6 protein-coding genes are annotated in these 5138 nt (G+C 68.8%); 1 reads left to right on the top strand and 5 read right to left on the bottom strand.

Going from position 1 to position 5138, the window contains the following annotated elements; translation table 11 throughout:
* Positions 1–405: 405 nt before the first annotated feature.
* From HMPREF0975_RS02770 to HMPREF0975_RS02750, 5 genes are all read right to left on the bottom strand, one after another.
* Entirely contained in the window at positions 406–723 is a 318-nt protein-coding gene (locus HMPREF0975_RS02770) for a DUF4235 domain-containing protein (RefSeq protein WP_009232603.1), read from the bottom strand.
* 165 nt (positions 724–888) lie between these two features.
* Positions 889–1254: a hypothetical protein gene (locus tag HMPREF0975_RS02765; RefSeq protein WP_009232602.1), complete on the bottom strand. Its 366-nt coding sequence runs from the start codon at positions 1252–1254 to the stop codon at positions 889–891.
* A 73-nt stretch (positions 1255–1327) separates the two neighbouring features.
* A complete protein-coding gene (locus HMPREF0975_RS02760) occupies positions 1328–1762 on the bottom strand; it encodes a TetR/AcrR family transcriptional regulator (protein ID WP_009232601.1) in 435 nt (144 codons plus the stop codon).
* 88 nt (positions 1763–1850) lie between these two features.
* The gene (locus HMPREF0975_RS02755) at positions 1851–2918 is read right to left on the bottom strand and encodes a YdcF family protein (protein WP_009232600.1); all 1068 of its coding nucleotides are present in this window, start codon (positions 2916–2918) and stop codon (positions 1851–1853) included.
* Positions 2919–3311: 393 nt separating this feature from the next.
* Complete coding sequence (locus tag HMPREF0975_RS02750; RefSeq protein WP_009232599.1) at positions 3312–3743, bottom strand: winged helix-turn-helix transcriptional regulator; 432 nt, start codon at positions 3741–3743, stop codon at positions 3312–3314.
* A 111-nt stretch (positions 3744–3854) separates the two neighbouring features.
* Here HMPREF0975_RS02750 and HMPREF0975_RS02745 point away from each other — a divergent pair, with 111 nt between their 5' ends.
* Complete coding sequence (locus tag HMPREF0975_RS02745) at positions 3855–4688, top strand: NAD(P)H-binding protein (protein ID WP_009232598.1); 834 nt, start codon at positions 3855–3857, stop codon at positions 4686–4688.
* Positions 4689–5138: the final 450 nt, after the last annotated feature.

Raw genomic sequence — 5138 nt, 5'->3', positions numbered from 1 at the left:
TCGCGCGGCCCACGGCCATGCGGGCGCCAATAGTGAAACAGGCGCGTGCGAAAACTGCGATACCGATCGTCGTGGCGATGACGACGATGACGACACAGGCAATCTGCACGGCACTCATCGGGGCGGGTTTCCTCAGGTTTGCGAAGGCAAAAACGGAATCACGCGGTGGTGGGCCGACGGCGCCCCGGAGGGTCGCCTGCGCGGCACACCGTTGGCGCTCCCGTCAGCCTACCCGCGGCTCGGTGAGGAGCCGTGGTCGAGGGCGCGGGGCGGGTCGGAGCCGGGCGCGCAGGAGGCCCGTGAACGGTTCGTGGGCGGGAAAAGTCTCCAGGAGTGACACGGGAGCCGCAGACAAAGGGCGTGCCGGCCCCAGGATGGGGCCGGCACGCCCTGAAGGAATGGTTCTCAGCTACCGATGGCGCGCATTGCGTAGGGGGAGTCGGGGCGGCGGGCGCTGTACCACTTGGCGGCCTGGCGCAGCCCGAGCTCGCGCACCAGCGCGATGGTGGCCCCGGAGATGACGGCGAAGGCGATGACCTCGGCCAGCTTGTAGTTGAGGAGCTGGTCCTCCTCTCGCGGGGCGGGCTTGCCGGTGATCGCCCGCCAGCCCAGCGCCACGACCTTCTCCGCTGCGAACCCGGAGGCGAGCGTGGCCACGGCCGCGGTCGCCTTCCACATGAAGTCGGTGGTCTGGTCGATCTCGGTGGGGTCCTGTGCGCTCATTGAGTCCTCCTTGCGCCCCGGTTGGGCGGCGTAGGTGCCTGCGTGCTGGTACCGGACCGGTGTCGCCGGTACGGCTCCGCCCCGATCATGCCGTACCTGCGCCGACAGCGCAGGCAGTACCCGCCCGCGTGGCGCCGGCGCCTAGCCGGATCGGGCTCGACGGGCTCAGGCCTGGGCGGGGCGGATGGCGGCGTTGATCTTGGCGGCCAGGGCCGCGGGGTCGTCGACCGTGAGGTAGAGGTGCGTGAAGCGCTCGTCCTCCAGGGTGATGACCAGCGTGTTCTCGTAGCCGGAGATGTTCCAGAACTGCGCCGTTCCGTTGGCGTGGAAGGTTCCAGCGAGCTTGCCGCCCGTCTGCAGCCCTGGCCCGCGCCAACCTTTGGGCTCGTGGCGCAGGCCGGGGTCGTGGGTGGCGCCACGCACGTGCGCGAGCGGGAAGTCCAGCCGGGAGGTGAAGGACCAGATCTTGTCCAGCCCGTGCGGCTCGATGCTCAAGGAGGTATCGGTGATAGTGACGGTGTTGCGGCTCATGATGTCTGCTCCTTTCGTGGGCAGGTCGGCTGGGAGGTGTGCTTCTGGCTGGTGCTGGCGGGGCCGGAACGGGCTACGCCGGTGGTGAGACTGGTGCTGTTGAGTCCGACGCCGTAGCGCCGGCTCGCTCCAGCAGGCGTCGGCCGAGCGCCTCGGCGGTGACGCCCGCCTGGTGCAGGGTGGTCGCGAGGGCGTCGCGCACGGCCGGGTCCCAGGGGGCGAGCTCCATGAGCGCCACGAGGACCAGGTCGAGCTCCTCGTGGCCTGCCCCAGCGGCGTCGGTGGATTCGCTCCGGGGGGCCCTGGGGTTCAGGGCGGCCAGTGCCTCGGTGAGGCAGCGCTGGAAGAGTCCGTCCTTGGAGCCGAAGACCCCGTAGAGACTGGCGCGGTTGACGCCGGTGGCCCGCACCAGGTCGTCCACGGAGGAGCCGGCGAAGCCGCGCTCGGCGAAGACCGCCGTGGCGGAGCCGATGGCCTCGCTCTCGATGAAGGTTCGTCGTCGTCCCATGAATTCAGAATAGATGTTCTGGAACAGTCAGTCAAGAACGTTTGTTCTAAAATGTGTGGCCGGGGGATGCTACGGGATGCGGCTCCACTCAGCCGATGAGCCTCGTCTGGGCGCCGAGGACCAGCAAGGCGTACAGCACGGCGAAGACTCCGGCGAATCCGGCGCAGACCAGAGCGGGGCGGCGCCGGTAGGTCAGGACGGCGATGTACTCACGCAGCCAGGCATTGACGATGTAGAACCAGGCCGTGCGCGACGGTGCTACCGCCCATGGCACCCCCATGTCGGAGGCCAGGATCGCGGTGCGCACCGCGTGGAAGGAGCTCGTCACCAGTAGCACCTGCGGGTCGACCATGCCGTGCTCGGCCAGGAGATCGCGGGTGCAGGTGATATTCGTACGGGTCGTCGTCGAGCGATCCTCCAGGAGGATCTGCCCGGACGGGATGCCGCGGGCGATCGCGTAGTCGGCCATGGCGCGCGCCTCGCTGACCGGCTCGTCGGGGCCCTGTCCGCCGCTCATGACCAGCAGTGGTACGCCTGGGCGCAGGGCGTCCTCGTCGCGCCAGGCCTTGATGCCGCCTGTGATCCGCGAGCCCAGCAGCGGCCCGACCCGCCCGTTGATGAGCCCGGCGCCGTGGACCACGACGACGTCGGGGTGCGGCACGGTCCGGCGTCCGCCCCAGATCCGCTGCACCACCGTTTGGCCTAAGAAGATGAGGAGGAAGACGCCCAGGTAGGCGCAGGCGCAGAACATGAGGGCGGCGAGCAAGAGGGCCCACGGATTGACGGTGGCCACCAGGACGACGGCAGCCACCGGCGTGGCGATGAGAGCCAGACCGGCCGCCAGGCACAGCAGGTTGCTCAGGCGCCGGCCCTCGCGGCGGATGAGGACGACGCCATTGAACATGAGCAGGAACGGCATGAGGGCGATGAGCAGGAAGAAGGCGACGCTGCCCAGTCCCACCGGGAGCTTGAGGGCGGGGATGAGAGAGGTCAGGTGGAGCAGTGCTCTCGCCGCGGAGCCGACCAGGAGCAGGAACAGGATTCCGTTGCGCAGCCGGCGGTTGTCGCGGCGTCGCGAGATCGCCAGGAGCACCCACCACAGCGCGAGGGCGGCGATATCGATCAGCGGAGCGGGGAGGAACCAGGGGGTGCTCATGGGGTGGGCTCCTCTCGTGGTGCACGGTGGTTGGGATTTTCTTGGCCGCCGAAAAGGAGAGTTCTTCCCGGCAGGGGGCGAGGTGGTGGGGGCCGACGAGCCGGCGCTCATCATAGATCCGGAGCCGGCGGGTGCCACCCTGCGCTCATGTGATGAGGCTAGGAGGCGGCGGTGGGTGAGTGTGAGCGCCCTCGGGACGATTCACGGGAGCTGCCCCTCCACCCTTCGGACGACGGCGCCGCATCAGGTTCCTCCCTAGGGGGAGGTCGAAGGGCCCGCCTGCGCGGCACCGACTGCTGCGCCCGCGCGGTCGTACCTTAGGTCGCGTGTTCGAGGGGTAGAGGGTGCGAACCGGCGACCTACCCTACGAACGCGCGGGCAGTGCGCCACGATCTAATGCACGGGATCGCCAGGGTGGGTGCGGTCGTAGTCGGCCTGAGCGCGGGCGATGTCCTCCCGGTGTGCCAGCGACCAGTCGGCCAGAGGCCCCAGTAGATGCGTCAGGCTCGCCCCCATCGCGGTGAGGCGGTAGTCGACCTGGGTGGGAACAGTGGGGTAGACCGTGCGGTGCACCAGCCCGTCACGTTCGAGCCGACGCACAGTCAGGGTGAGCATGCGCTGGGAGACTCCGCCGACGGCACGCTGTAGCTGACGGAAACGCAGCGGACCGCGAGTCAGCTCGATGATGACCAGCAGGGACCACTTGTCCCCCAGCCGGTCGTGGACCGCCCGGATGCCGGGATCCTCCCGATGAGCCTGGGTGCATTGCTCCAGAGGTGCTGGCCCAGGCCCGCCGGTGGTCACATCGCTGTGCGTCGGTGACAAGAAACTGCCTCCTTGTGGGTGCGTGCACGATGCTTCAGGCTCATGCGCAGCGGGCCCGGTAGTCGCGGGAGCCGGCCGCCGGAGCGCGGTTGAGTCTGAAGGAGCCTACTCATGATCATGGTGACTGGTGCGAGCGGACGGTTCTCCTCAGCCGTGCTGGCGGAGCTGTGCGCTCGCGGTATTCCGGCGGTGGGCGGCAGCCGCACGCCGTCGGTGGGGCAACGGCATGTTGACTTCAGCGTCCCGGACGGCCTGGACTTCAACGGCGTCGACACCCTGCTGCTGGTGTCCGCCGGGGCACAGGAGGACGACCGGCATATCGCCCTCCACCGCGCCGCTGTTGAGGGCGCGGCGCGCGACGGCGTCTCTCACCTCGTCTACACGAGCCTCACCGGCGCGGGCGACCACCTATCAATGGCGCTGCCGCACCGGGTCACCGAGCGAATCATCATGACCAGCGGCATGACGTGGACCATTCTGCGCAACGGCGTCTACTCCGAGATTCTCGGCGCCCTGCTCTCATGGGAGAAGAAGGGGACGGGGGAGACGCTGAGAATCGTGTCGCCGCTGGGTGACGGGGCCGTGGCCGTGGTGGCGCGGCAAGATCTGGCCCACGCGGCCACCTCAGTCCTCAGCGATCCGGGCAGGCACGAGGGGATGGTTTACGAGCTGGTGGGAAGTCCTGCGGTGCCAGTTGCCGATGTCGCAGGCCACCTGGGCTGCGAGGTGAGGGACGTCAGCTTGGGTGAGTACCGGCAGCGACTGCTTGCCATGGATGGGATGCCGGCCTTCCGCCAATCCCTGATGCTCTCAATCGCCAGCGTCATCCGGCATGGGTTCCTGGCCGGAACGGGTGACGACCTCCCCCGTGTGCTGGACGGGGATCCTATGGATCCGCTCGCCGTCGCAGCCGAGGCTATGGTCGCCAGGGCCCCGGTGTCATGAGACATAAGGTTGGCGGACTTCAGTGGATGGGGTAACCCCGGACGCACACCAGTTGCTCGGCGCGCGGTCGTACCTTAGGTCGCGTGTTCGAGGGGTAGAGGGTACGAACCGACGACCTACCCTACGAACGCGCGGGCAGTGCGCCACGATCTCACGTGCAGGCCGGACGGAGTTGGTGTCAGCGGGCGGCGTCGAACTACAGTCGACCTGCAACGACAGGGGAGCGCCCCGTCGTCGGCCCGGCCGCGATTGGCCGATGGGCCGCCGCCGACGGCGCTGAGAGTGCGGAAGCCCGCAGACCCTCGAACCTGCCCCGGTTAGCACCGGCGAAGGAAGTCGAGACCATCTCCCCGGCGCGCCGCAGGTGGCCGCCGGGCCCTCCGGAGAACCATCCAGGAGGCACACATGAACACTCAGCCCACCCGCCACCCGGTCCAACCGGCCGCACCC

Origin of the sequence: Actinomyces sp. oral taxon 849 str. F0330 (genome assembly GCF_000239715.1) — a bacterium.
GTDB lineage: Bacteria > Actinomycetota > Actinomycetes > Actinomycetales > Actinomycetaceae > Actinomyces > Actinomyces johnsonii.
The sequence above is the reverse complement of the archived record's forward strand: the minus strand, read 5'-3'. Positions and strand labels throughout refer to the sequence as shown.